At 54.3% G+C, this 23685-nt stretch carries 16 protein-coding genes; 11 read left to right on the forward strand and 5 right to left on the reverse strand.

Features of this window, described 5'->3' with window-relative positions; translation table 11 throughout:
* Positions 1-92 precede the first annotated feature (92 nt).
* The 7 genes from KK078_RS30625 (at position 93) to KK078_RS06750 (ending at position 12501) form a co-directional block, all read left to right on the forward strand.
* Positions 93-3734, forward strand: coding sequence for an ATP-binding protein (locus KK078_RS30625; protein WP_254089483.1), 3642 nt, complete (start codon positions 93-95; stop codon positions 3732-3734).
* Positions 3735-3845: 111 nt separating this feature from the next.
* Positions 3846-6206: an ABC transporter permease gene (locus KK078_RS06725; protein ID WP_254089484.1), complete on the forward strand. Its 2361-nt coding sequence runs from the start codon at positions 3846-3848 to the stop codon at positions 6204-6206.
* Positions 6207-6405: 199 nt separating this feature from the next.
* Entirely contained in the window at positions 6406-7140 is a 735-nt protein-coding gene (locus KK078_RS06730; RefSeq protein WP_254089485.1) for a (Fe-S)-binding protein, read from the forward strand.
* The gene (locus KK078_RS06735; RefSeq protein WP_254089486.1) at positions 7134-8534 is read left to right on the forward strand and encodes a lactate utilization protein B; all 1401 of its coding nucleotides are present in this window, start codon (positions 7134-7136) and stop codon (positions 8532-8534) included. The genes KK078_RS06730 and KK078_RS06735 overlap by 7 nt, the downstream gene beginning before the upstream one ends.
* Positions 8518-9108, forward strand: coding sequence for a LutC/YkgG family protein (locus KK078_RS06740; RefSeq protein WP_254089487.1), 591 nt, complete (start codon positions 8518-8520; stop codon positions 9106-9108). Before KK078_RS06735 ends, KK078_RS06740 begins: the two co-directional genes overlap by 17 nt.
* 121 nt (positions 9109-9229) lie before the next feature.
* Positions 9230-9544 carry an L-rhamnose mutarotase gene (gene rhaM / locus KK078_RS06745; RefSeq protein WP_254089488.1) on the forward strand — a complete coding sequence of 105 codons (315 nt, stop codon included), beginning with the start codon at positions 9230-9232 and terminating at the stop codon, positions 9542-9544.
* Positions 9545-9555: 11 nt separating this feature from the next.
* Positions 9556-12501, forward strand: a complete 2946-nt coding sequence (locus KK078_RS06750; RefSeq protein WP_254089489.1) for a glycosyl hydrolase — start codon at positions 9556-9558, stop codon at positions 12499-12501.
* Positions 12502-12712: 211 nt separating this feature from the next.
* On the opposite strand, the gene ppsA is transcribed toward KK078_RS06750, so the two are convergent.
* A complete protein-coding gene (gene ppsA, locus KK078_RS06755) occupies positions 12713-15157 on the reverse strand; it encodes a phosphoenolpyruvate synthase (RefSeq protein WP_254089490.1) in 2445 nt (814 codons plus the stop codon).
* Between the two features lie 92 nt (positions 15158-15249).
* The gene (locus tag KK078_RS06760) at positions 15250-16458 is read right to left on the reverse strand and encodes a sensor histidine kinase (RefSeq protein WP_254089491.1); all 1209 of its coding nucleotides are present in this window, start codon (positions 16456-16458) and stop codon (positions 15250-15252) included.
* A 277-nt stretch (positions 16459-16735) separates the two neighbouring features.
* Here KK078_RS06760 and KK078_RS06765 point away from each other — a divergent pair, with 277 nt between their 5' ends.
* From KK078_RS06765 to KK078_RS06775, 3 genes are all read left to right on the forward strand, one after another.
* The gene (locus KK078_RS06765; RefSeq protein ID WP_254089492.1) at positions 16736-17689 is read left to right on the forward strand and encodes a bestrophin family protein; all 954 of its coding nucleotides are present in this window, start codon (positions 16736-16738) and stop codon (positions 17687-17689) included.
* Between the two features lie 13 nt (positions 17690-17702).
* Positions 17703-18395, forward strand: a complete 693-nt coding sequence (locus KK078_RS06770) for a DUF421 domain-containing protein (RefSeq protein ID WP_254089493.1) — start codon at positions 17703-17705, stop codon at positions 18393-18395.
* Between the two features lie 78 nt (positions 18396-18473).
* Complete coding sequence (locus KK078_RS06775) at positions 18474-19352, forward strand: DUF6089 family protein (protein WP_254089494.1); 879 nt, start codon at positions 18474-18476, stop codon at positions 19350-19352.
* A 3-nt stretch (positions 19353-19355) separates the two neighbouring features.
* Here KK078_RS06775 and KK078_RS06780 read toward each other — a convergent pair whose 3' ends face one another.
* The 3 genes from KK078_RS06780 to KK078_RS06790 all read right to left on the reverse strand — a co-directional run bounded on the left by KK078_RS06780 (position 19356) and on the right by KK078_RS06790 (position 23036).
* A complete protein-coding gene (locus KK078_RS06780; protein ID WP_254089495.1) occupies positions 19356-20618 on the reverse strand; it encodes an MFS transporter in 1263 nt (420 codons plus the stop codon).
* Positions 20619-20674: 56 nt separating this feature from the next.
* On the reverse strand, positions 20675-21733 hold the full coding sequence (locus KK078_RS06785) for an SDR family NAD(P)-dependent oxidoreductase (protein WP_254089496.1): 1059 nt from the start codon (positions 21731-21733) through the stop codon (positions 20675-20677).
* Between the two features lie 160 nt (positions 21734-21893).
* Positions 21894-23036 carry a peroxiredoxin family protein gene (locus KK078_RS06790; RefSeq protein WP_254089497.1) on the reverse strand — a complete coding sequence of 381 codons (1143 nt, stop codon included), beginning with the start codon at positions 23034-23036 and terminating at the stop codon, positions 21894-21896.
* Between the two features lie 432 nt (positions 23037-23468).
* Between KK078_RS06790 and KK078_RS06795 the strand changes: the two genes are divergently transcribed.
* The gene (locus tag KK078_RS06795; protein WP_254089498.1) at positions 23469-23681 is read left to right on the forward strand and encodes a hypothetical protein; all 213 of its coding nucleotides are present in this window, start codon (positions 23469-23471) and stop codon (positions 23679-23681) included.
* The last annotated feature ends 4 nt before the right edge of the window (positions 23682-23685 follow it).

Below are 23685 nucleotides of genomic sequence, written 5' to 3' on the forward strand. Positions count from 1 at the left end.
ATCAGGGGCGTTGATTGGCACGTCGTTGGCTGCCACCTATCTACTTCTCTAAAAATCGTTAATTTTAGGAGTAACCCTAGTCTGCCCTAACCGTGAGATCCGGCATCGTAAAACTGATAATCGCCTTCGTTGTTTTTCTCGTCGCCGGATTGGTGTCGGTTTATACCTCCAACCAGTCCGATACGCGCTCGACGACTGAACGGCTGTCGGCCCGGCTGGAACGGGTGATCGGGAATACCGGCCTGGAGCTGGCCGAAGTGGATGCGCGGTGGCAGCGAGATTCGGTACTGGCCGCCCCGAAAGGTTCGTATCGTTCCTTTTTTCTCTACAGCAACGGCCAGGTTGTGGCCTGGACCGACAACTCGTTTGTGCCGACGTATGCGTCGATATCGGATGCATTTCTGGTCAAGCTGCTCAAAGCCGGCAACAGCGACTACCTGGCGCAAAAACGCAACCGCCCTGACGGCAGCGTGCTGGTCGGCATCGTGCCGTTATACCGTCGCTATGCGATCACCAATAATTATCTCAACGCGTCGTGGAATACCCGCTTGTTTCCCAATGGCAATGTTACGATCCTGGAGCCGTCAGCGCCCGCGGGCATCCCGGTATGCGTGCAGGGGCAATGTCCGTTCAAGGTCAACTTTCCCGACGGGCTTCCGGTATACCAACGCACCCGGATCGCCGCGGTCATCCTGCTGTCGCTGGCGTGGTTGACGCTGTACCTCTTGTTATACCGGCTGGCGGTATATATACCGTATGGAGAAGTGGCGGTGGCGGTGTTATACCTGGTGGTGCTGGTTATACGGCAAACGATGATCCGGTTTAACTTTCCGGCTAACATCATGGCCTCCGACGCCTTTAATCCACAGGTCTTCGCTTCCGACGCACTCAATGCTTCCCTGGGCGACCTCGTGCTGAACGTGCTATCGCTGTTGTTCATCTGTGTATTTGTTTTTCGTCAGTATGTGCGGTTCAAGGGCGTGCAATGGCGCTTTCGGTATAAGGCATTTGCCTGGTTCTGGAACATCGTGTGTGCGCTTTGTGTATTGTTCGCCATGTTGTTCCCTTTTGTCGTCATCCAGACCTTATACAATAACTCATCGCTGTCGCTCGACGTCGCGCAACTGGTACAACCCGATAGCATGAAGATCCTGGCATTTCTGGCGGTGCTGTTGTCGGGCATCTGTGCATTCTTTTTCAGCCATGCCTTTATCCGGCTGTTGGCCGCGGAGCGCAACCGGCTGCGGCTGATCGTGTCGTTCGTGATCGCCATTGCGATCTTTGCCGGTATCAATACGTTAACGGGGCAGGAGTTCCGCTCCACGATCATCACCACCGTGATCTACCTGGCCGTTGTGTACAGCCTGCGGCTATATGCCAGCCTGCAGCGATTGGGGTTTGCGACATTCGCCTATTTGTTCATCGCCGTGTTTGTGCTCGCCGCCAACGGCGCCTATACGCTGCAATACTTTGCGGGAAAAGAAAAGATCGAGCACCAGTTCCGGTTTGCCGCTGATTTCCTCATCGAGCGCGACTACTTTGGTGAGTACCTGCTGGCCGAGACAGCTAACGACATCGCCCAGGACGTGTTTATACAAACGCGGTTAGGCAGTCCGTTCCTGAGCCGTGACGCCATACGCCAGAAGATCCGCCAGGTGTTCATGCCGGTTTACTTTAATAAGTATGATGTCGACATCTATCTGTTCAGCGCAGCGGGGGAGTCGTTGGGCAACTATGCCCTGGTAACATTCTCCGAATTGCTGGCCCAGTACAACCAGGATGCCTACCGGACGGATTATGCGGGTGTCTATTACGTGAGTGATCCGACCAGTGATGCCGCGCAGCAGTACCTGGTTCGCGTGCCCGTCCACCGCAGCGGCACCATCGTGGGGTATGTGGTATTGGAGCTGTCGCTGAAAAAGGTGATTCCCGAGAGCGTGTATCCCGAGCTGCTGGTGGACAAACGCATTCAGCAGTTTTACGACAACCAGGAGCTGAGCTATGCCGTATTGGCCGGCAACCACATTTTATATACTTCCGGCAACTTCAACTACGATCAACGATTTGACATTACGTGGCTTGGCCGCCCCGAGATACACCAAACGGGTCTCGAGATCGATGGCTATGACCATATCGCCCAGGAGGACTCGAATGGCCGCGTGGCGGTGGTCACCTCTCAGCACGAACCCTGGATGGCACGCTTTGCCGACTTCTCGTTCCTCATGACGCTGGGGCTGATGATTATTCTCGTCTTTATCGTCGTGCAGGGGGTTGCCAACTATATACATGGCGACAAGCTGTATTTCTCGGCGCGGATCCAGCTGTTGCTGAATGCCTCGTTCTTCCTGCCCCTGATCATTGTCAGCGTCGTAACCCTGCAGCTGATCAGCCGCTCGTCGCAAAATCAACTTAACGAAGAATACCTGAGCAAAGCCCGGAGCGTGGGGCAGCAGTTGGCGGGATTCCTGAGCGATGCGTCCGAAGGAAACGACGAAAGCGGAGTTGGGTTCGAAAACCAGGTGGCCAACGTGGCCACGCTGGCCAATCTCGATGTGAACGTTTATACTCCCAACGGGCGGCTGTTGACCACCAGCCAGCCGTTGATCGTAGAGAACGGTATTGTCTCGCACTATATGAATCCCCGGGCCTGGCAGAAAGTAAAGGCGGGCGAGCGGCTGTTTATCGAGAAAGAGCAGATCGGGTCGTTGGAGTATTCGGTGTCCTATGCCGCGCTGAAGTCGCCCGTTACCGGAGAGTTGACGGGCATCCTGGGCATTCCGTTCTTCCGCTCGGCCGCGTCGTTGGAAAAGGTACAGATCAATATCCTGGCGACGATCCTCAATATCTTTACCATCATCTTTATTGCGCTGGTGGTGCTGGCCTACTTTGTGTCGAAGTGGTTGACGTTTCCGCTGGAGTTTATCACCCAGTCGCTGCGCAAGACGTCGCTGACCAAAACCAACCAGCCCCTGGTATGGCGATCGGATGACGAGATCGGCATGATGGTGAAAGAGTATAACCAGATGCTTTACAACCTCAGTGAAAGCAAGGCAGAGCTGGAGCAGACGCAACGCGAGCGCACCTGGCGGGAGATCGCCCAGCAGGTAGCCCACGAGATCAAAAACCCGCTCACGCCCATGAAGCTGACGCTGCAACAGCTGGAGCGCTCGGTGCAAGGGGGAACGGCCTCGCCCGAAAAGACCGGGAAAGCCGTGTCGAGCCTGCTCATTCAGGTAGATACGTTAAATGAGATCGCGTCGTCGTTCAGTGCCTTTGCCAAAATGCCCGAGCCGGTCAATGCCCGCTTCGAGCTGATGAGCCTCGTGCGGCGCATCGTTGACCTGCACAGCCACTCCGGGATCATTCATTTCCGTGAACCATTCAAAGAGATCTTCGTCGTAGGCGATGAGGCCCTGCTGGGCCGGACGTTCTCCAATATCATACTGAATGCGTTCCAGGCGGCGCGCTTCTCCGAGCCGGTGAGTGTGCACGTCACCCTGCAGAAGACCGAAGCCGGTATACTCATTGCCTTTCAGGACAACGGCAAGGGCATCGAGCCCCAGGTGGCGGACCGCATCTTTTTTCCGCACTTTACCACCAAACAGTCGGGGTCGGGGCTGGGACTGGCCATTGCCAAACAGGCGATCGAGCAGATGAAAGGCCGGATCTGGTTTGAGACCGAAATCGGAAGGGGGACGACTTTTTTCATCGAGCTGCCCATATCACCCGCCTGACCGGAAACCGCCGCGGCGCTGTAACTTTTCCAAAAAACATTGGTATCTTCTATGCAACCCGGCGTCGCCCGGGGTTGTCCTTGTATCACATTGTCAAAAAACGCTACCGGTATGATTAAGAACTATCTGCTGATCACCTTCCGAAACATTTTTCGTAACAAGCTGTTCTCGGGCGTAAACATCCTGGGCCTTGCCTTTGGTATCTGCAGCACGCTGCTCATATTACTCTGGGTTTTTGACGAGCTACAGGTCGACAAGTTTCATGCGCAGTCGGACCGGCTTTACCGCGTCATGGAAAATCAGAAGGCGTCCGACGGCAGGATCTATACCTGGGCCGCTACGCCCGGGCCGATGGCTCCCTTCATTAAAGATAAATATCCCGAGATTGAGCTTGCCACGCGCATGACGTGGGGAGAGAACCTGCTTTTTCAATATGGCGACAAGTCGTACTTCAACGAGGGCATTTATGTAGACCAGGATTTCCTGCAAATGTTCACGTTCCCGCTACTGGCGGGCGATGCCAATACCGCGTTGAAAGACAAGAGCTCGGTTGTGATCAGCCGTGCGATGGCCGAAAGTTATTTCGGCTCCGCCCAGTCGGCATTGGGTAAGATCTTCCAGGTAGACGCCAAAAAGACCTATACGGTAACGGGCGTGTTGCAGGACATTCCCAAAAGTGCTTCGATGCAGTTTGAATACCTGTTGCCCTTCCAGGTCTTTTTCGATGTCAATAAAGAATGGCTCGACGAGTGGGGCAACAACAACGTGCGCACGTACGTACTGTTGACCCAAGGAGCCGATGCGACTAATTTCTCCGGTAAGCTTCGGGACGAAATAGCAACCCACGAGGCGAAAACCAACGTGTCGCTGTTTATACAATCTTACGGCGACGCCTACTTGTACGGAGACTTTGACAACGGCATACAGTCGGGCGGGCGGATCGAAACGGTACGCATCTTCCTGATTGTAGCGGCTTTTGTGCTGGTCATCGCCTGTATCAATTTTATGAATCTGTCCACCGCCCAGGCTACCAAGCGGGCCAAGGAAGTGGGGCTACGAAAAGTGATCGGTGCGATACCGCGCCAGTTGTTCCGGCAGTTTATGGCCGAGTCGTTCTTTACCGTGCTGCTGTCTGCGGCGATCGCCGTCCTGCTGACATTCCTGCTGCTGCCCGGGTTCAACACCCTTACGGGTAAAGATGTGCAGCTCCGGGCGGTAGACCCTACCGTGTGGTTGATCTTTGCCGGCATCATTGTCTTTACCGGGTTCGCCGCCGGCAGCTATCCGGCCCTGGTCATCGCCGGCTTTAAACCGGCCCAGGTGCTGAAGGGCCAGCTCAAGAGCGGCAACCGCGCCGCGGCCTTTCGCAAGTCGCTGGTAGTGGTGCAGTTTTCGCTTTCCATTATATTGATCATTAGCACCATCGTGGTATTCCGGCAAATGAGCTTCATGGAAGATCGCAACATCGGTTTTGACCGTCAGAACCTGTACTCGGTCTGGATGGAGGGCGATCTCTCCCGGAAGTATGAAACCTTCCGCAACGAACTGCTGGCTCTTCCGGGGATCGAAAGCGTTACAGCGTCCAGCCAGTCGCCGATCAACGTTGGTAACTCCACGTATGGCGTGCAGTGGGAGGGTAAGAATCCCGACGATAAAATACTGTTCTCGAACATGAACGTCGACTACGATTTTATCCAATCCTTGAAAATGGAAATGGCAGAAGGCCGCGCATTCGACCGAAGCCAGGTGGCCGACAGCGATAACTATGTGATGAACGAAGCGGCTGCCGCCAAGATCGGACTCCAGGATCTCGTCGGTCGCGAGATTACGATGTGGGACCAAAAAGGCAAAGTCATCGGCATCGTCAAAAACTTCAACTTCGGGTCGCTGCACGCCGCCGTTGAGCCCCTCATTATGCGCATCGATACCTCGTGGATGAACTGCATGCTTATCCGGGCGGAGGCCGGCAAAACGGCCGAAGCCTTGCAGTCTACCGAAAAGCTTTGGAAAGAATACCTGCCGCAATACCCGCTGCGTTACAAGTTCCTGAATCACGATTGGGAAGAATACTATAAGTCTGAAGCCCAGCGCGGCAAGGTGTTTAATGTCCTGTCGATCGTCTCCATCTTCATCAGCTGCCTGGGTTTGTTCGGTCTGTCGGCCTTCTCGGCCGAGCGGCGCACCAAGGAGCTTGGCATCCGCAAGGCCATGGGGGCATCGACCACGGGACTGGTCCGGCTGATGGGGCAGGAGTTCAGCACACTGGTCGTGGTAGCCGCCGTCATTGGCTGCCCGGTGGGCTGGTTCCTGATGAACAAGTGGCTGGAAAGTTACGCCTACCATATTGAAGTAGGGTACCTGGTGCCGGTTATTGCTGCGGCGGCCTGTTTCGCCGTCTCCGTCATGACGGTCGCCTACCACTCCCTGCGGGCTGCCACCAAAGACCCGGTACAGACGCTCCGGCATGAATAGGCCCGTATAGTATAATAACGTTGCCGGCCAGCACATGACAGTTTGCAGCGCAGCGATTGTTTATCTTTATTCGTATAGAAATAAAGGTCACTTTCTCTGCGTGTTATAGAATCCTGACCGATCATTTTATTTAACACTGAATCCGCTAACTTTAGGTGTTGATAAAACGACGCGCACAGACGTGCCGACCAGACAAACTATGAAGGTGGCATTATTTGTGCCCTGTTACGTAGACCAGTTCTATCCCCAGGTAGCGATCGCAACGCTGGAAGTATTGGAAAAACAGGGCGTTACGGTAGTATATCCCGCGCGGCAAACCTGCTGTGGGCAACCCATGGCCAACTCGGGCTTCGAGCACCTGGCCACGGGGTGTAATGAGAACTTCGTGGAGAACTTTGCTGATTGCGACTACATCGTCTCGCCATCAGGAAGTTGCGTGCTTCACATTAAAGACCATTTGCATGTGGAAAGCGCCGAAGAGAAGGCTGCATCGATCCGCCGGCGCACCTACGAACTGGTCGAATTCCTCACCGACATCGTACAGGTAAAGACCTTGACCAGCCGGTTTCCGCACCGCGTGGGTTTGCACCAGAGCTGTCACGGACAGCGCGGGTTAAAGCTGTCGCAGATGTCAGAGCTGGTAGCGCCACCGTTCTCCAAGACGGGTCAGCTGCTCGGCCTGGTAGAAGGGCTTGAGCTGGTGCAGCTTAACCGCGCGGATGAATGCTGCGGCTTTGGCGGCACCTTCTGCGTGGCCGAAGAAGCCGTATCGGTAAAGATGGGCAAGGATCGGGTTGCGGACCATGAGGCACAGGGAGCGGCCTTTATTACGGGCAACGACATGTCCTGCCTCATGCACCTGGAAGGAATTCTGCGCCGCCAGAACAGTCCTATGAAAGTTGTACACGTCGCCGAAATCCTCAACGCATGGTAAGCCCATCACAGCCTCACCCGGATCACGCCACCCTGGCCGAGAAGTTTAACCGCGACGAAGCCCGCGTGGACTGGCATGACAAAACGCTGTGGTTCATCCGCGAGAAACGCGACCGCGCCGCCCACACCTTGCCGGAGTGGGAGGACCTGCGGGAGACGGCATCGCAGATCAAACATCGCGTACTCGACAACCTGCACGACTACCTGCTACAGTTCGAGGCACAGGCACAACGCAACGGTGTCACCGTACATTGGGCGGCGACCGCCGAAGAGCATAATCAGATCGTACATCGCATCATACAACAGGCGGGCGTTACAAACATCGTCAAGAGTAAATCGATGTTGACGGAAGAATGCCATTTGAATGACTACTTACAAGAGAAGGGCATAACAGTCGTCGATACAGACCTTGGCGAGCGCATCGTGCAACTGGCAGGCGAACCGCCCAGCCACATCGTGTTGCCCTGTATACACTGGAAGAAAGAAGAGATCGGCGAGTTGTTTCACCGCCACCTCGGCACACCGGCCGGCAATGCCGACCCGCAGTTTCTTACGGGTGCCGCACGCGCGCACCTGCGGGAACGGTTTATGACCAGCCGCGTGGCCATCACGGGTGTAAACTTTGCGGTAGCCGAAACGGGCGAGGTGGTCGTATGCACGAACGAAGGAAACGCCGACCTGGGAGTACAATTGGCCGATGTGCACATCGCGTGCATGGGCATTGAAAAGATCATCCCCGAACGCAAAGACCTGGGCATCTTCCTGCGACTGCTCGCGCGAAGCGCCACCGGGCAACCGGTCACGACATATTCCAGCCACTTCCGCACCCCACGCGCCGGGCAGACGATGCACATCGTGTTGGTCGACAACGGCCGCAGTGCACGCCTGCAGGAAGAGAGCTTCCGCCATGCGCTCAAGTGCATCCGGTGTGGTGCCTGCATGAACACCTGCCCGGTATACCGGCGCAGCGGCGGCCATAGTTACCACTACGCCATTGCCGGCCCCATCGGGGCCATTCTGGCTCCCGCGCTTGACATGAAACGACACGCCGACCTGCCCTTTGCCTCGACGTTGTGCGGATCGTGCACTAATGTATGCCCGGTAAAGATCAACATACACGAGCAGCTCTACGACTGGCGGCAAGTGCTTGCCCGCCAGGGGTATGTAGGCGGCGTGAAGAAGATAGGGTTGACAGGCATGGCGGCCGTGTTAGCGCGTCCGCGCCTCTACCGATGGAGTGGCACCGTGGGGCGGTGGTTTATGAAATCCCTGCCGGCCCTCCTGAACAATAAACTCAACCCGTGGTACAAGCAACGGGAGATGCCGGCCGTGCCCAAACAATCGTTCCAGGAATGGTACCGCCAAAACCGACAGCAACATGGACAGCAGAGATAAAATACTGCAAGCAGTAAAGGCCGGCAGGAAGTCGACGCCGCCGCAGACACCCCCCGTCTGGACGCCGCGAACCCCAGCCATAGAAGAGCTCACCACGCGTTTTGAAACAACGTTGACCGGCATCGGCGGCAACGTCGTGCGTGTATTCTCCTGGCACGAGATCATTGAATATATTCACGGTACCTTTACTGCGTCGCAGCGCATCCTCTCCGCTGTTCCGGCACTTGACCTGCCGGCCGCGGCAATGCCGGCAGGCCCGCACAGCTTTGAAGATGTAGACCTGATCGTATTGGAGCCGCACTTTGGCGTAGCCGAAAATGGTGCAGCATGGCTGACCGACAGCCGCATGCCCGATCGGGTACTGCCGTTTATTGCGCAACACATTGCGTTGGTGCTGCGGGTGGAAGACCTGGTGCCCACCATGCAAGAGGCGTATGCCCGCATAGGCTCGGAACAATATGAATTAGGGACATTCATTGCCGGCCCGTCCAAGACGGCCGACATTGAGCAGTCGCTGGTACTGGGCGCGCACGGCCCCAAGAGCATGACCGTTTTCCTGTTGCAGCTGTCATAGATCCTCTACTCCGATCGTCTGTGCGCGGGAGCTTCGGAAGTCCGCTGCCGGGACGGTACAGGATGCATCCCGTTGCCGGGAGTTGTTAGCTTAAAGAACGTTTACTGTTATCCCGATACCCATGAAGCGCATCGCTTTTAAAATGAAACTCAAACCCGGCTACCGCGCGGAGTATACCCGCCGGCATGCCGCCCTGTGGCCCGAGGTAAAGGCCTTGTTGCAGGAGGCGGGCGTACACGATTATTCAATATTCTTCGACGAGGATACCGACACGCTGTTTGCCGTGCAGAAAGTAGATGGCGCCGCCGGCTCGCAAGCCCTGGGAAACCAGGACGTTATTCGCCGCTGGTGGGCGTACATGGCCGACATCATGGAGACCAATCCCGATCAATCACCCATCAGCAAATCGCTCCCCGAAGTCTTTTACTTACCCTGATAGCGTTGGTTATGATAACGAATAAGCCTGTTGTTGCCGTTGTTATAGAAAGCGTTCTGGTGGGGGTGCTCACCGTGCTGTTGCTGACCGGGTGTAACAAGCAGGTCTATCATCCAACATGGCCGGCCGTCGACCGGCAAACTAAGCCCTGGACCCGTTGGTGGTGGCACGGCAGTGCCGTAACCCGCGCGGGCATCACGGCGGAACTCGAGGCCTACCAACGCGCCGGCATCGGCGGGTTGGAGATAACACCGATCTATGGCGTGTATGGCGAAGAGTCAACCTTTATCGACTTTCTCTCGCCGCAATGGATGGAGATGTTGTTGTTCACGCTGCAAGAGGCCGGGCGTCTCGGGCTGGGCATCGATATGGCTACCGGTACGGGTTGGCCTTTCGGCGGCCCCTGGATCGGCGATGACGACGCGTGCAAGAACATGTACCACCAGGTATATACCGTCGCGGGCGGGCAGCGGCTGACAGAAAAGATCAGGTTCATACAACCGTCGTACCTCCGTGCCATCGGCAATTCATTTCACGGATCGGCAACGCCGGCGTCAGGCACGATACATACCGTGGGCTTTACCGATCCGCCGCCCGACATCCGCACCCTGCAACAGCCCATCGCTGCCAACAAGAACCTGCAGGCGTTGGCCATCGACCAGGTTCAGTTCGAGCGACCACTGGCTTTGCAAACGCTGATGGCCTATGGCCCCGGCAATGCGGTCGTAAACCTGACGGACCAGGTAGAAGCCGACGGCACCCTGGCGTGGATCGCGCCACCCGGCACCTGGACGCTATACGCCATCTTCCCCGGCTGGCATGGCAAGATGGTGGAGCGGGCCGGTCCCGGGGGCGAGGGCAATGTTATCGATCACTTCTCGGCGGAAGCCTTGCAGCGGTATCTGCAAAAGTTCGACAGCGCCTTTGCCGGCAAGGACCTGAAAACGCTGCGCGCTTTCTTCAACGATTCGTACGAGGTAGACGACGCCCGCGGTGCGGCAGACTGGACACCCGCCTTGTTTGCGGAGTTTGAAAAACGACGCGGCTATGATCTGCGCAACCATCTGCCCGCGTTGTTTGGAAACGATACTCCCGAAAAGAATGCCCGTGTGCTTTGCGACTACCGCGAGACGATCTCGGATCTGCTCTTACAGCATTTCACCATGCCCTGGAGGCAGTGGGCACATGGTTACAAAAAGATCATCCGCAATCAGGCACACGGATCACCCGCCAATATCCTCGACCTGTATGCGGCGATCGACATTCCCGAGATCGAAGGTATCGAACCACTGCGGATCAGGATGGCGTCGTCGGCCGGCAACGTGTCGGGAAAGGAACTGGTGTCGTCTGAGTCGGCCACGTGGCTTGACGAACATTTCGAATCCAACCTGCATGACATCAAGGTGGCCATCGACCGGTTCTTCGTCAACGGTGTCAATCACGTCTTTTATCACGGTACCTGTTATTCGCCGCCCGACGAGCCATGGCCCGGGCGCCTGTTCTATGCCGCCGTGCACATGAATCCACGCAACCCACAGTGGGACGACGCGCGTGCGCTGAACAATTATATCGCCCGTTGCCAATCCTGGCTGCAACGCACCCGGCCTGATCAGGATGTATTATTATATCTGCCGATATACGACCGGTTCTCGACCCCGGGAAAAGAAATGGTCGAGCATTTCGACGGCATCGGTAAGCAATTTGACAGTACAGCCTTCGCGACCGCCGCCACAACCCTGTACGACCGGGGGTATGCATTCGACTACATATCCGATCGTCAGCTGCACGACTGCGCGGTGGGTAAGCAGGGCATCCGCACGTCCGGCGACAGTTACTATCAGGTGATTGTCCTTCCGCACAGTCGTTATATTCCCTGGAAGACCTTCGAGAAGATCACGATGCTGGTCGGCGAAGGAGCCGTGGTATTGGCCCCTGGCGGCCTGCCGGAGGCACTCGCCGGAAACAACGTAACGCCCGGGCAGGAGAAAGACTTTCGCACCTGGAAACAAATACCAATGCTGACCCGCGACCACAACGTACAGGAACGGAAGTGGGGTAGCGGCGTGGTACTGGAGGGCAACGATCTTGAAGCGTTATTGGAAGTTGCTGCGGTCCGGCGCGAGCGGTTGGCAGATACCGGCCTGCGCTATATTCGAAAGCGACATCTTGAAAATGACGCTATCTATTTTATCAGCGGTCCCCCTGAGCGCGGCTACGCCGGCTGGCTGGCGTTGTCGGCCGGTGCCGGGAATGTTATTGTGTACGATCCCATGCGCGGTACGATCGGCCGTGGCGTAAGCCGTGTATCCCGTACGGGCGATCAGGAAGTATACCTGGAGCTGCAGCCCGGACAGAGCGTCATTGTTCAGCTTCATGACGGACCGATCGAAGCGGATATACTTCCATTCTACAGGCCCACGAACAGCACAGTCCCTTTACAGGGACCGTGGACAGTAACGTTTATAAAAGGAGGTCCGGAATTACCGGCACCGATGACGTTGAATATCCTGGGCTCCTGGCCGGATCTTGGTATACCCGCGCTGCAGGCATTTTCAGGTACGGCAAAATATGCTACATCCTTTCCGCGTCCGGCAAAAGCCGCGGTGGCGTGGTCTCTTGATCTGGGAGATGTAAAGGAGAGCACGGTTGTTACCTTAAACGGCCGTGTACTCGACACGTTACTGGGGCCTCCATACCGCGTAACCATCGACGCGGCGTGGTTGAAAGAACAGAATGAACTGACCATTACCGTATCGAACCTCATGGCCAACCGTATTGCCGACCTCGACAAGCGCGGCGTATTCTGGAAGAAGTTCTACAACGTCAACCTGGCGGCACGTAAGGTCGAGAATCGCACGGACGGGATATTCAGCGCGGCCGGCTGGGCGCCGCGTCCCTCGGGACTGCTCGGTTCTGTAACCCTGGTAGCATTGGAGCGCGTTGATCCCACGCCCTGAATCAGGCGGCATAGTGCAGGACAGTTCGCGATTGAGGGGACTATATTTTTGAAACGGATATGGATCCCGTGTGCATGCGCGGGATGATTAAATTTCGACGCAGGGTTAATTGATAAAAGCCGGTTTCATACGCCGGCTTTTTTTGGTCGGTACATAAAGAAGAAGCCACTCATAGAGTGGCCCCGTCATTCTAACCAATCAGTGGCAAAACTTAAACTGCCTCGGGTACGGCCTTTTTCGAATTCTTCCCCAACACCCGCAATGTCTTCAAGACTGAATCCGGTGTTACCGAGATGCTATCAATTCCTTCTTTCACCAAAAACTCTGCAAAATCGGGGAAGTCCGACGGCCCCTGTCCACAAATGCCAACTTTCACACCATGCTTCTTCGCCGTCTTGATCAGCATCGAGATCATCCGCTTTACCGCATCATTGCGCTCGTCGTACAGCTCAGCCACCAACGCCGAGTCGCGATCCAGCCCAAGCGTAAGCTGGGTCAAATCATTCGATCCGATGGAGAACCCATCGATATGCTGCGAAAACTCATCCGCCATCAAAATGTTCGAAGGGATCTCCGCCATCAGATATACTTCCAGTCCGTCCTCGCCACGTTTCAATCCGTAGCTTTCCATCACGGAATAAACCTTTAACAACTCGCTCACCGTGCGGCAGAATGGAATCATGACGACCACATTCGTCAATCCCATCTGCTCGCGCACGCGCTTGATCGCCTTGCACTCCAATCCAAATGCGCGTTGATATTCTTCCGAGTAATAACGCGAAGCTCCCCGCCATCCGATCATCGGGTTTTCTTCTTTCGGCTCAAAGTATTTACCCCCCAGCAGGTTCTCATACTCATTGCTCTTGAAGTCCGAGAACCGCACGATCACGCGGTTCGGATAAAACGCCGAAGCAATCTTGGCGATGCCATACGAAAGCTTGTGCACAAAGAAAGCCTCTTCGCTTTCGTATCCGCGCGTCAGCTCTTTGATCCGCTCCGTCAGCCCGGCGTCGTTCAGCTCGCGGTGCTGCAAGAGCGCCAGCGGGTGTACCTGTATGTAATTGTTGATGATAAACTCCTCCCGGGCCAGGCCTACACCCGCATTGGGTATACCCGAAAACTTGAAGGCAAGCTCGGGCGAGGCCACATTCAGCATGATCGGCGTCGAAACATTGGGAAGGTCTTTCAGGCTGGTCTCCGCTTTCTCAAACGGTAGCTCGCCCTGGTATACAAATCCCACGTCGCCTTCGCAACACGAAACCGTTACGGCCATGCCGTCGCGCAGGATAGAGGTTGCGTCAAGACAGCCCACGATCGCGGGCACACCCAGCTCCCGTGCTACGATCGCTGCATGGCATGTACGGCTGCCCCTGTTGGTAACAATAGCAGCGGCCTTTTTCATGATAGGCTCCCAATCCGGGTCGGTCATATCCGTCACGAGGATATCGCCGGCCTGAAATTCGATTCCATCCCGTGATCCGTCACGGCCATCGAGCGAATACATGATCACCACTTTGCCCGACGCGATTTTGTCGCCTACGGCAATACCGCGTACGATGCGATCCTGCGGTGCGGGTTTGGTAATGGTATACTCCACGAACTTGTCGCGCTCCCGTTGCGAATGGATCGTTTCCGGACGAGCCTGTACAATAAAAAGCCGGTTGGAAAGACCGTCTACCGCCCACTCAATATCCATGGGGCACCACGAACCACGCTTCTCCGAATAGTATTTCTCAATGATGCTTACCCACTCGGCGAGGCGCAATACCTGGCGGTCGTTCAGGCAGAAACGGTCGCGTGCCTCGCGCTGCACGTTCAATACTTTGGTAAGCTGGCCGGGGTCGTCGCCGTATACCATCTTCTGGTCCTTGCGGCCGAGCTTTTTTTCAATGATCGGCTCGAAGTCCTTTTCCAACGCCGGCTTAAAGACTATATATTCATCAGGCGATACAGCGCCTTGCACCAGCAGCTCTCCCAAACCATACGAGCCGTTGATGACCACAACGTCGCGGAAGCCCGACTCGGTGTCGAGTGAGAACGCAACACCCGATGATGCCAGGTCGGCGCGTACCATCTTTTGTATACAGACAGACAATCCTACGTCAAAATGGTTGAAGTTGAAGTCGACGCGATAGGAGATGGCCCGGTCGGTGAATAACGAAGCAAAGCAGTTACGAATAGACTCCAACAGTCCTTCCGGGCCGCGCACGTTCAGGTATGTTTCCTGCTGGCCGGCAAACGAGGTATCCGGCAGATCTTCGGCCGTGGCACTGGAGCGTACAGCCACATCGGTAGCATCCTGGTCGTACTGACGCGACAACGCTGCATAACGCGTTTTGATCTCGTCTTCCATCGCCTGCGGGAAGCGTCCGTTGCGGATCAATTGCCTCAGCTGTGTACCCCCCTTACGCAGCGAGATGAGGTTGCTCATGTCAATAGAAGAAATGATCTCGTGGATCTTCGCCTCCAGATTGTTATGCTGAAGATACGCCCGGTAGGCTGTCACCGTAATGGCAAAACCATCCGGAACAGCAATACCCCTTGGTGTCAGGTTGCGGATCATTTCGCCCAGGGAAGCGTTCTTGCCTCCCACAAGGTCCAGGTGTTCCATACCAACCTCGTTGAGGCCGATGGTGAATTGATATGACGTCTGCATGCTTTGGGTTATTAATTGAGCAGCAAAAAAATGTCAATTTCTAACCTTATGCAAACGTTTGTTGTAGACTATTTTCGGGGTTTTTTCTCAGATTAGGAAGTGTGTTGCTGACCTTTTACAGTCACCTTATCTTCTATGTGATCCGCCATCGTAGCCGGTATAAAATTCGGCAAATCGAGTACAAACCGGGTGCCTATACCGAGTTCCGATTCGATCGTCAGGGTGCCATGAAGTTTGTCCACGGCCTCTTTTACGATGTACAGACCCAATCCCGAGCCTTCGTGCTCTTCTGTCGCGCGGAAAAACATCTCTGTTACCTTCGCAATATAGTCGGGATTGATACCGATGCCATTATCCTTGATCTCGACGTGCGCCGACGTTTTCGAAACGGTCGCATAGATTTCGATGAACGAGTCCGTTTTTTGCAGGTCGCTATATTTAATCGCGTTTGAGATCAGGTTATTAAAAATCACCGACAAACGATACTGATCCGAGTAAAATGGCAGCGGCTCCTGAATGGTGACGGTCTGGGTAATATTCTCCGAACCGGCCATAAACCGCATGCGTTCCAGGTTATCGTTGATAATGCGGTTGAGATCCACACGCTCGATGCGAATATCTTTGCGGGCGTTGCGGGAATAATCCAGAATGTCTTTCAGCGTCTCGTCGAGCTTCAGAATACTTTCTTCGATCATGGCATGGTACGTAGCCAGCGTACCATTGTTGTTGTGCTGATCTTCGAGCTTCACCAGGTTGAGAATGCCCAACACAGACATAAGCGGCGCCCGCAGGTTGTGTGAGACGGAATAGACAAATGTATCAAGCTCTTTGTTGATCTTGCTAAGCTCTTCGATCGTGCGCAGCAACTGATTATTCTTAAACTTGAGCTCGGCGTCGGCGTTAAGCTTGGCCCGATGCAGGGCATGCTGCTTTAAGGCTTTGTTAATGGCCGCGGGTAAACGCGTCAGACTCGTCTTGAGGATGTAGTCGTCAACCCCTTCCTTGATCGTGTCGTTGGCAAAGTTTTCCGACACAGCCCCAGACACCAGAATAAACGGGATATCTACTTTGTTGGCATAACATAGTTGCAGAGCTTCCGAGGAATCGAATTGCGGTAAATGGTGGTCCGAAAGGATGACGTCCGCATTGTACTCCTTGAGTGCGGAGACAAAGGATTCCTTCGTGCTGACGTGTCTTAATTGAAAATTCACGCCACCTTTTTGCAATTCCCAGGCAATTAGCTCAACGTCTTCTACGTCGTCATCCAACACTAGGATTTTTAATTCCGGTTTTACTTTCAAAATACAATGAGGTTTGAGGTCGCAACGACAACACATCGCTAAAACCTTGTACCCCCCTGAATTATTTGGTTTTGGAACTATCAGTCCGATGAATGACGACGAAATGGGGAAAAGACAACACACATTTTTTGTCGGGCGTATTGTTGGGAGGAATCTTCTACAAGCCTGCTAAAAAGGACCGCAAAAAATAATGCCAGCAACTGTTCATCTTACTTTGCATCCGCAACACTTGCATGGAGCAAAAATTTAGGACCTCAAATTCTATTAAAAGCCCTTTATGATCTTGCGACGAAACCTGAAATGGAGCCTGATCCTGTTTTATACATGGAAAGGTGTCTTGTATTACCTGGTGCTGGCTGTTTTAGTGTATTGGATACACCACCAAGGTGTGCACCTGGCCATACCGTTTTATACGATCACGGCCTTCGGCACCGCGCTGGCGATCTTCCTGGGGTTTAAAAACAACAGCGCCTACGACCGCTGGTGGGAAGCGCGACGCTTATGGGGCTCGTTGGTTAACTACAGCCGGGCGTGGACCCGTCAGGTCATCACGTTCCTGAATGACCCTGATGCCACCAGTCCTGACGAGATCGTTGCCTTCAAAGAAAAGCTGCTGCACCGGCATATCGCCTACGTCAATGCGTTGCGTGTATTCCTTCGTCGCAAGTATAAATACAATGAGACAGGGCAGGAGGAGTTGTTTCAGGCGGAAAATGAATATCAAGACGCCGAGTCGTTTCTACAGCCGTCAGAGTATGCCATCTTCAGCAAGAAGAACAACCCGCCCAACTTCCTGCTCGAGCTGCAGGCCGAAGACATCCGATATGCCTTTTCGCAAGGCTGGCTGTCGGATTATCGCCTCGTAAAACTGGAAGAAACACTGGTGGAATTTAATAACGTACAGGGCGCATGTGAGCGTATCAAGAATACGCCGCTACCCCGCCACTACAGCTTTTTCTCGCGTGTGTTCGTGGTCTTGCATGCGACCATGTTGCCCTTTGCGTTCGTGGATGAGATGGGCCTGATCATGATCCCGATATCTGTGTTGATCTCGTTCATCTTTCATTCTCTCGACCTGGTGGGAGAGCGCACGGAGGATCCCTTTGAAAACCGCCTGGAAGACGTGCCGTTGACGAGCCTCTGCCGCACCATCGAGACAAATGTCAAAGAACAGTGGGGTGATGAAAACCTGCCGTCGGTTGCAAAAAATATTGGTGGAATTATATTCTAAATACACGGTTGGTATGAAAGAAGTATTTGAATGGCCCCGCCTATTATGGAACAACCTGCCGGAGGTATTTTTGCTGGAAGTGCTTTTCCGCTCCGTGGTGATGTTCGTGGTGCTGCTCATGGCCCTTCGACTTGTCGGCAAGCGTGGGGTACGGCAGTTGTCCATCTTTGAAGTCGTGATCATCATATCGTTAGGATCAGCGGCAGGCGATCCGATGTTTTACGAGGACGTCGGCATGTTGCATGCCATCATGGTCTTCGTGGCGATCATCGGCATCTATCGCCTCGTCACGTGGTTGATGGCTAAAAGCATATGGTTTGAAAACCTCATCGAGGGCAAAGCTATTTACCTCGTCCGCGAAGGTAAGTTTGCCTTTAATGACTTTAAGAAGGAGTCACTTTCACAGGATGAATTTTTTGCCGAGCTGCGTGTGCGCCAGGTAGAGCACTTGGGCCAGGTGCGATATGCCATTCTTGAGACGAATGGCGATTTTAGTATATTTTTTTACCCGGATGAGGAGGTACGACCAGGCTTACCGCTGTTGCCAGATGAGTTTTGTAGAAAAAGTCCCCAGGTGCAACATCCTGCCGTATATGCCTGTGCATTTTGCGGTCACACAGAGATGTTGGCGCCCGGTCGGCATCGGTGCCCGGTGTGTGCACGGGAAGAGTGGGTGAGAGCCCTAAACACACGACGCATTGCGTAACATTAGCGTATAGTGGTCCGTAATTTTAATAGGGTAATGCCTGGTAAAATCACTACTTTCGGACCTTTAAAATTTGACATGGAAAAAAATATAGTAGCCGTCGTCGCGTTTATCATGTTGGTGCCGTTCTTTGGCCAGGCGCAAGACTTTCGCGCTGTGCGCTGGAATCGCGACCTGATGGTGAACCTGGGTGTTGGTACATCCACCTACTTTGGAGAAATAACGGGCTCCAACGACTTTGGGAAGATTAACCCGAGTGCTATTGTAGGGGCTGAATATTTTTTTACCAAGCGCATTAGTGCCCGGGCCCAGTTCGCCTGGTTCCGTACTTCGGGCGACGATGCCGACGCACCGGGCACAGATGAAGACAGTCGCCGCGTACGCAACCTCTCCTTTGCCTCTAGCAACTTCGAGTTTTCCGCCATTGGCATCGTAAACCTGGTACCCCACGGTTTTCGGTTTGAAGACCGTCCGGGGGTGAATGTACACGCCTTTGCCGGTGTAGGGGTCATGCGTTTTAATCCCACAACAGAATATCAAGGCACGCGATACGCGCTTCAGCCTCTTGAGACCGAGGGAGTAAACTATAGTCGTGTAACGCCGGTCATACCGGTCGGCCTGGGGGCTCGTATCAAGCTCAGTCCCTTTTACAATGTATTGATCGAAGGAGGGTATCGTTTTACCTTTACCGACTACATGGACGACGTCAGCGCACGCCGGTATCCCGATCCGGCAACGCTCAAGAGCGACCTGTCCCGCGCATTGTCCGACCGTCGCGGAGAAATAGCAGCCCCCACTACTACCGGAACCCGCGGAAACCCGAAGACAAACGATGGCTATTTCCTCCTGAACGTATCGCTCCAGTATTACATTCCTTTTGAAGTGAACAAAAACCCCCAGAAGAAGCTGTATAATCGTGATAAGTACCTCCGGAAAAAATGCAAGCTGAAGAACTAGGTGCTACGTTGTTTCGATCGATCGTTCTTCTAATTGTTCAATTTTCATCCGGTGGCGGCGTAGCAAAATGTCGCGGCGCAAGAAGGGAAAAAAGACGAGTGCAAGCATCAGGGTGGCGATGCCTTCCAATAATAATGTATTGGGAGCACCCGCATAATGCGACACAGCACCAATCAGCAGGCTTCCGATCGGCTGCATGCCAAAGAATGCCATGGCGTAATAACTTAGCACCCGGCCGCGCATAACGGGTGTCACGGCGGTTTGGATCAATGTATTGCTGAGTGTAGTCTGTGACATCATACCAAACCCGGTGATGGCAATGAAGGCCAGTGCAGCAGGAAGATTCGTCAGATGGGAAAAGCAAATTAACCCCATGCCAAACACGAGGGTGGTAAAGAACAACACCTTTTTTAAGTTGGTGCCAGGCTTAAGCGACGCCAGGAAAATAGCACCGCTCACCGCACCCAATCCTACAAAGCTGTTCAGGTATCCGAAGGTAGATGCCCGGCCCTGAAAGATCTCCCGCGCATAGACGGGCAGCAACGTGATGTAGGGAAGCGACAACAGGCTGACGCAGGCCAGCATGAGCATGACGGTACTGATGCTGGGTGTCTTGCGCAAGTATTGAAAACCTTCGCGTAAGTCGGTCATGACGTCGTTGGTGCGCGGCTTGGGCACATAGGCCGGCAGCCGCATACAAAATAGTGACGTCAGCACGGCAATAAAGCTCGCGGCATTGATCGAGAAACAAATGTTGGCTCCGAACTCCTCTAAGACGATGCCCGCCATCGCCGGTCCGATCAGGCGCGCCGTGTTGACCATGGAGGAGTTGAGCGCAATAGCATTGGGCAGGTGTTCCTTGTTGTCCACCATGTCATATACCATGGCTTGCCTTGCCGGTACATCAAAAGCATTGATAACACCCAGCATAACACTAAGGGTGAGGATGTTCCAGACGGAATCCAATCCCAGCAACACCAACGCCGTAAGCAAAATAGCCTGGATCAAAGACGCCACCTGCGTCAGCAGCATGACGCGGTAGCGATTATACCGGTCGGAGACAACGCCCCCGATAATGGAAAACAGGAAAGAAGGAAACTGCGCGGCAAAGACTGCAACCCCCAGCATAAAGGATGACTGTGTCTTTTCATATACCAGCCAGTACACCGCGGTGCGTTGCATCCAGGTGCCGATCAGCGACACGGATTGGCCGGCGAAATAAAGACGGTAGTTATAACTCTGAAAGGCTTTAAAAGGTCGCGGCATGGAAGAAGATCCGGCGCTCCGGGGAACACCGGTACGCCGCAGGCAAGATTAAAGAATTATTCGTTGTTCTGTAGTGCCGCGGCTTCACTTCTTTTGCCCAACAGGCGTGAAAGGGTCGATTCGGCCTCTGAACCCTGTTTGGCAACCTCGCCACCGGGTACGTTGTCTGGCAGGAATCGTTCAGCCATACTCAGCAAGCTGCCCATCCAACCCGGGGCCACGCCTTTTACCAGGGTGGCCAGCTTCGTGCTGATGGAAACCAGTGCCTCGGGCCGGCCGTACTCCAGGGCTTCCACAATGCTGGCAGCGGCTGTCTCCGCTTTGACGGACAGCAACGCAGAGGATGCAGAAACCTTAAACCATCGGTACTCCGCTTCGTGGTCACCTTTCACCGTGATGTGCTGGGTGCTGCCGGTACGCATGAGTCCGGGCACGACGGTGGTAACCCGGATGTTGTGTTTCTTCAATTCGGTATGCATGCCTTCCGACAAGCCGACGAGGGCAAATTTGCTGGCGGTGTAGGGCAGAAGATGGGGGACGGCGACTTTGCCTCCGATCGAAGTAATGTTGACGATACGTCCGCCCCCTTGCGCACGGAAGTACGGAATACTGGAGAGTGTAGTATACAATGCGGCCCAGAAGTTGGTCTTCATGGCTTTCTCATAGTCGTCGAGGTTGAGCGCTTCCTGCGGCGCTACCTGAATGGTGCCGGCATTGTTGATCAGCACGTCGAGCCGGCCGTAGTGGTCGACTACCTGCCGGATCATACTGTCGACCTGCGCAGTGTCGGTAATGTCTACCGGGAGCGTCAGCACGGGTGCGCCGAGCATCTCCAGCTCCTGCCGTGCCACATCCAGCGCCGCCGGCGTACGGGCGCAGATCGCCAGCCGGGCACCCTTGGCCGCCAGCATACGCGCCAGCACCAGCCCCAATCCGCGTGAGCCGCCGGTGATCAGTACAACCTTGCCGGCGAGCGCAAACTTTTGCTGCTCTTGTCGCCATTTGCTGTACGCCATCAGCGCTACGGCGCCGGCGGCACCTGCCAGCAACAGGCGATTGCGGGTGGAAATATTCATAACCGATGTAAGCGAAGGGATCGAAGGTAGTGTGAACATAGCCATGGGCGATCTTTTCCGGCATGGCAGCAAAAAGCGCGCGCAGCAAATCCAGCCGCAGCACGAGCATTTGGTGTATTATTGTCCACACTTCTGCGGAAGCAGCGCGTCGTACACTTACATCGGATGGAAGTCCGATGTGCCTGGACCGGGGTGGAGATCAAGGAAGCCGCTCCAGGGCCCGCTGTATGTGCGTTTCGGTCGCCGCGCCGGTGTACCCCACGACCACTTCGCGCACAATGCCGGCGGTGTCAGTCAGTAAAAAGGTAGGCACCTGCATGCCCGGATATGTTTTCTTTAATGTGCGATCGGCCACTACGATAGGGTAATCGATCGCCTGCGTTTCCTGATGTTTCTTTAAAGCGTCCGTATTGGTAACATAGGGTTCGATGCTTACTACTGCCATAGTCGGTGTTGTGGATAGTTGTGCCAGAAAGGGAAGCACTTGGGTACAGGGCTTCCAGCCGACGGAGTTAAAAACAATCACGCCCTTTTGACCCTGTAGTGTTGTAAAAGACAGCGTATCGCCATCTACCCGTGCCAGCTTCCAGTTATAAATCGATTGCCCGACCAGGTTGTTCATGCCCGCTTGCTGGTTTAGTTTCTGCAGGCTATCGGTAAGCACGAGATTTGATGCCACGCCGCCCGTACGTGTTTGCAGGGCATCAATCGCGAGCGTGTCGGTAAAATTGATGCGTTGATAGAGTACGGTTTCCTGTGAAGTATGGTGCGGCATGTCCCGCAGCAGTTTGATGGGAAGGAATGTATACTTATCCAGGTATACAACGTATCGCGAGACAAAACCCACGGTGTCTTTCTCCCACATCACGCCGGTGGCATTCAGCTCGAGGTAAAGATCTGGAAACACCACTTCGAGTCTGAGCGAGTCGTCATCCTCTGTCGTCTGCAGGATGGCATTTCGTTTCAGGGCCTGTTCCATTACCGTTCGTATGCGCATGTATAAGGGGCCTATGACCCGGCCGGCTTCGTATGGGTGCAGTTGCGCATCGACGACCTGTAACGCATTGCCTTGCTCCTCGTCGACGCGCACCAGGTGTCTTCCGTCATACGACATATCTACCCGAAAGGTGTCTTCCAGGACAGCATATTGAAAGCTCGCGCCGTACAGGGTGTCGGCACGATTGGCAGATACCAGTTCTTGTACCGTCCAGGGCTCCAGAAATACATTGCGCATGTTGGGTATACCGGTTTTGACTTCGGTAATGACCATCGCATTCCGGGCACGGTTGATCTCGGCGATGCCCCGTGCCGCTACCGCCCGGGCCGACAATGGTATCGACAATGTACCGGAGGGATGAGATGCCTTATGTTTTTCCTGGCCGGACACCTTTCCGTGGATAATTAACAGGAGAACCGTTAGCGAGAGAGTAGCCCATACGATAGGTCGGACAGGGGAGACGTTGGTAAGATCAGTGGCGAGCATGGCGCGTTATAAAGGCGTGTTGCAAGGTATAGGTTTTCGTGTACCCGAATGTTTACTTAGGTACTACTTTCAACGGCATTTTTCAGGTGCATAGTATACGAGTGGGCTTTATTTATAGCACCGTCATGGCAAAGACCCAAGTTGCCCAAAAAAGGTAGTGTTTCTTCTTATACCAACGCGTTTTTTACCGCTCTTTTACATAAACGGAAGGTAATATAAAAGTTTGTTATTGTGCGGTAATTCGAAATAAAATTCATGTATCTCATTTCTTACCAAAGTAAATTCTGTTTTATGATGGAAGACCCTCAACTCCCCACGTCGCTGAAACCGTTCCGGAACCTGACTGGCGCGGCTGAGAACGACCCTCCCCTGGACCCGAAGGAACGGCAGTTGCAATACCTGGACAATGCGGAGCTTTTTGAGATCCTGAATGCCGAGTATATGGCCTATAAAGCATTTCATCAAAGCGTTGTTAACCGGGTGCAGACATTCCGGCATCCCTAACGAT

This window comes from Dawidia soli (genome assembly GCF_018598185.1).
GTDB lineage: Bacteria > Bacteroidota > Bacteroidia > Cytophagales > Cyclobacteriaceae > Ohtaekwangia > Ohtaekwangia soli.

Coding starts and splice junctions, on each gene's coding strand:
- KK078_RS06725 (WP_254089484.1), top strand. CDS start 3,846: ATGATTAAGAACTATCTGCTGATCACCTTCCGAAACATTTTTCGTAAC.
- KK078_RS06730 (WP_254089485.1), top strand. CDS start 6,406: ATGAAGGTGGCATTATTTGTGCCCTGTTACGTAGACCAGTTCTATCCC.
- KK078_RS06735 (WP_254089486.1), top strand. CDS start 7,134: ATGGTAAGCCCATCACAGCCTCACCCGGATCACGCCACCCTGGCCGAG.
- KK078_RS06740 (WP_254089487.1), top strand. CDS start 8,518: ATGGACAGCAGAGATAAAATACTGCAAGCAGTAAAGGCCGGCAGGAAG.
- rhaM (WP_254089488.1), top strand. CDS start 9,230: ATGAAGCGCATCGCTTTTAAAATGAAACTCAAACCCGGCTACCGCGCG.
- KK078_RS06750 (WP_254089489.1), top strand. CDS start 9,556: ATGATAACGAATAAGCCTGTTGTTGCCGTTGTTATAGAAAGCGTTCTG.
- ppsA (WP_254089490.1), bottom strand. CDS start 15,157: ATGCAGACGTCATATCAATTCACCATCGGCCTCAACGAGGTTGGTATG.
- KK078_RS06765 (WP_254089492.1), top strand. CDS start 16,736: ATGATCTTGCGACGAAACCTGAAATGGAGCCTGATCCTGTTTTATACA.
- KK078_RS06770 (WP_254089493.1), top strand. CDS start 17,703: ATGAAAGAAGTATTTGAATGGCCCCGCCTATTATGGAACAACCTGCCG.
- KK078_RS06775 (WP_254089494.1), top strand. CDS start 18,474: ATGGAAAAAAATATAGTAGCCGTCGTCGCGTTTATCATGTTGGTGCCG.
- KK078_RS06780 (WP_254089495.1), bottom strand. CDS start 20,618: ATGCCGCGACCTTTTAAAGCCTTTCAGAGTTATAACTACCGTCTTTAT.
- KK078_RS06785 (WP_254089496.1), bottom strand. CDS start 21,733: ATGTTCACACTACCTTCGATCCCTTCGCTTACATCGGTTATGAATATT.
- KK078_RS06795 (WP_254089498.1), top strand. CDS start 23,469: ATGATGGAAGACCCTCAACTCCCCACGTCGCTGAAACCGTTCCGGAAC.